This is a genomic window from Luteitalea sp. (assembly GCF_044337415.1).
GTDB lineage: Bacteria > Acidobacteriota > Vicinamibacteria > Vicinamibacterales > Vicinamibacteraceae > Luteitalea.
In genome coordinates, this window is the sequence record NZ_JBIINP010000301.1 from 1 (window position 1) to 3,946 (window position 3,946).

Annotated in this window: 2 protein-coding genes; both read left to right on the forward strand. The window is 68.2% G+C overall.

Annotated elements, in window-relative coordinates:
* On the forward strand, positions 1 to 618 hold a 618-nt coding region (locus ACIRDX_RS21305; protein WP_396627443.1), incomplete at its 5' end, for a phosphodiester glycosidase family protein.
* A 182-nt stretch (positions 619 to 800) separates the two neighbouring features.
* The gene (locus tag ACIRDX_RS21310; protein ID WP_396627444.1) at positions 801 to 3,734 is read left to right on the forward strand and encodes a TonB-dependent receptor domain-containing protein; all 2,934 of its coding nucleotides are present in this window, start codon (positions 801 to 803) and stop codon (positions 3,732 to 3,734) included.
* The last annotated feature ends 212 nt before the right edge of the window (positions 3,735 to 3,946 follow it).

Consider the following 3,946-nt stretch of genomic DNA (forward strand, 5'->3'; position numbering starts at 1 on the left):
CTCGTGCTGTACACGCCCGCCTCCGGCGCCACCACCGACACCGCAGAGGGCCTGGAGTGGACGCTGCGCGGCGCGCCGCTGCGGGCGACGCCGCCCACGACCGCCGGCAACGCCGCCATCCCGGCCTCTGGCTACGTGCTGTCGTTCGGCGGCACGGCGGCGCCCGACGCGCTCGCCGGCCTCACCCGTGCGCCAGCCATCCAGGTCCGCGAGGCGCTCACCGTAGTCTCCGGCGTCCGCGTCCGCGACTGGATGCGCGCCCGCACCATCGTCGGCGGCGCCGGCCTGCTGCTGCGCGACGGCCGCGAGCCGGCGGATCGGGCGGTGGAGCGCCTGACGCCCGGCTTCGAGACCACCACGCACCCGCGCACCCTCATCGCGCGCGATCGCGACGGCCTCGTGTGGCTGATCACCGTGGACGGCCGCCAGCCGACCGCCGTCGGCGCCACCTTCGCCGACCTGCGGGTGCTGCTTGAACGCCTGAACGCCATCGACGCGGTCAACCTCGACGGCGGCGGGTCCACGACAATGGTCGTTGGCACGGCGGTGGTCAATCGCCCCTCCGACCTCACCGGCCCCCGCCCCGTCAGCGACGCCCTCATCGTCACATCGAGATAGTCGTACCCGGTACCCGGTACCCGGTACCCGGTACCCGGTACCCGGCTCTCATGACACGCCCCATGACGCAACGGCCGGGGGCGGTGCGTCGTCTGCTTCTAGAACGGCCCGTATACTCGCCGTCGAGCGGTGTGTTGCCGGATCGCTCCCGTCCTTCATCTCCAAGAGGAGTCAGGAATCTCATGCTGTCCGCACGGACGACCTTCCCCTGGCTGGCGCGCGCGTTGCGCGTGGCCGCCGTTCTCCTGGTGTGGTTCGCCGGGTTCTCCGCCGCGCCCTCGTTCGCGCAGGCCACGGCTGCCAACGGCGCCATCGAGGGCACGGTGGCCGACAACACCGGTGCGGTGTTGCCCGGCGTGACGGTCACGGTCACCAACACGGAGACCGGCACGGTCCGGTCCGTGGTGACCAACGAGAACGGCCTCTACAGGGCCACCCTGCTGCCGCTGGGCGCCTATCGCGTCGTCGCCGAGTTGCAGGGCTTCAAGAAGTTCGAGCAGGTGGGCGTCACGGTGGGCGCGGGCCAGACGGCCAACATCAACGTGCGCCTCGAGGTCGGCGACCTCACCGAGACGATCTCGGTGACGGCCGACGCGCCGGTGGTCGACACGTCGAAGGTCGACACCGGGCGCAACCTCAACGAGAACGAGATCAAGAACCTGCCGCTCGTCTCGCGCAACCCGTACAACTTCGCGCTGCTGCAGCCGGGCGTGACCGGGTTCGAGAACTCGGAGTTCGGCGTGCCGCGCTTCAGCGCCAACGGCACGCTGCTGCGCATCAACTACCAGATCGACGGCAACACCAACACCCAGAAGGACCGCGCCGGCCTGCGCCTGCTGCCGGTCTCCGAGGTGATGGTGCGCGAGGTGAAGGTCATCACCAGCGGCTACGCGCCCGAGTTCGGCCAGACGACGGGTCTGGTCTACAACGCGATCACGCCGTCGGGCACCAACCAGTTCCGCGGTGCCGGCGCCTACCGCTTCCGCCGCAAGCCGTTCAGCGCGTTCCCGTTCTTCTTCCAGGGGCCGCGCACCGAGGATCGTCGCCCGGACACCAGGGTCGACACGTTCACCGCCGAGCTCGGCGGGCCCATCGTCAAGGACACGCTGCACTTCTTCACGGGCTTCGAGAGCACCTACCGTGACCTGTCGGCCCAGAGCGTCATCACGATCCTGCCGGAGAACGCGGCGCGCATCGGCCTGGCGGCGCAGCCCTCGGTGGTGCCGCGCGAGCAGACGGCGCGCTTCTTCATCGGCAAGGCCGACTACCAGATCAATCCCGCGCACCGCCTGACGGGTCGCACGATCATCTTCCGCAACGACTCGCCCAACAACATCGGCGGCGCCCTCACGAGCATGGAGCGCACCACCGACTTCCTCGACGCCATGGAGAGCTCGTCGGGGCAGCTCGTGTCGTCGTTCGGCAGCAAGATGCTGAACGAGCTGCGCGTGCAGTACGCGCGCCGCGTGCAGAGCCGCGCCGGCAACGACTTCTCGGGCACGGGGCCGGCCGTCAACATCCCCGGCATCGCCAACTTCGGCGGGCCGATCGGCGGCGCGAACGATGCCGGCTTCGGCTTCGAGCAGGGCATCTTCCAGGTGGTGAACAACTTCACCTACCTGCGCGGGAACCACAGCTACAAGTTCGGCGGCGACATCCAGATCATCAACGACAGCCGCACGTCCACGCTGCTGCAGCTCTACACGTTCCCGAGCATCGACGCGTACCTGGCGGCGAAGAACGGCGTCAACCCGCGCAGCTACACCAACTTCCAGGAGCTGATCGGCAACCCCGACTTCACGATGAAGTCGTCGGGCTACAGCTTCTTCGTACAGGACGACTGGCGCGTCACCAACGACCTGAAGTTCATCTACGGCCTGCGCTACGACTTCTACGACTACCCGGACGGCGACCCGAACGCGCCGTTCATCTACTCGCAGAACTACGCCGACGACTCCAACAACCTCGGCCCGCGCTTCGGCCTGGCCTGGACCTTCGGCGCCGACAAGCGACAGGTGCTGCGCGCCAGCAGCGGCATCATGTACGACCAGATGCTGCTCGGCGCCTACGAGACGGCCATCCAGAACAACGGCAACCCGGCCCGCGTCAACGTCACCGTGCAGGGCACGGCGGCCAACGCGCCGGCATTCCCCACCACCCTCGGCAACCTGCCGCCGGGCTTCACGTTGCCGCGCCAGTCGATCACCACGGTGTCGCCCGACTTCGAGGTCGCACGCACCTGGCAGAACAACGTCACCTACGAGCGCGCGTTCGGCCGGAACTACTACGGCTCTGTGGGCTACACCTTCGTGCAGGGCGACCTGCTGCCGGTGATCGTCAACATCAACCCGATCAACCCGGTGAATTCGCTGGCCGACGGGCGCCCGGTGTTCAGCACCGCCGTCAACACCGACACCCGCCTCGACCCGCGCTTCAACCAGATCAACGTCGTGCAGTCGGTGGGCGACTCCACCTACAACGCGATGATGCTGCAGTTCGGCAAGCGCCTCAGCAACGGCATCCAGTTCGACGTCAACTACACGCTCGGCAAGGGCACCGACAACGCGCCGCTCACCACCGCCCTCTCGGTACAGGGCGACGACGGCGTCAGTGACCCGACCGACCTCGAGCGCGATCGCGGCGTGAACCTGCTCGACACCCGCCACAGCTTCGCTGGCAGCGTCGTGCTGCAGCCGCAGTTCGACATCGACGGCATCGCCGGCGCCATCGTCAACGGCAACCAGCTCGGGCTGATGCTCCAGTTCAACTCGGGCCTACCGGTCAACCTGCGCAGCGGCACCGACCTCAACGCCGACGGCGTGCTCGCCGACCGCCCGCTGTTCGTCGGCCGCAACTCGCTGTACCTGCCGGCCCGCTACAACGTCGATGCCCGCTTCTCGCGCTTCATCCCGTTCGGCGGCAACCGGCGCCTCGAGATCGCGGCGGAGTTCAAGAACCTGTTCAACACGGTCCAGACGTCGGCCGTCAACCGCATCATCCCGACCAACGCGCAGGGCGTGCCGACGGGCGTGCTGCCGACCAGCACCGACGAACTGCAGCCGACGGCCGGCTACGAGCAGCGCCAGTTCCAGCTCGGGTTCAAGTTCTACTTCTGAGGTAGGGCGCTCTATTTCTGAGGTAGGGCGCGATGTCCCATCGCGCCGTGTGTCGGGCCGGGAATCGGGAAGCGGGAATCGGGAAGCGGGAAGCGGCAGTCGGGAGTCGGCAGTCGGTGACGCGCCCTGCGGCGGAATGCTCTCTGAGCCTTGAGCCCTGAGCCCTGAGCCTGAGAGCCCGGCCCATACGGCTCCGACCGTTCATCGGCCGG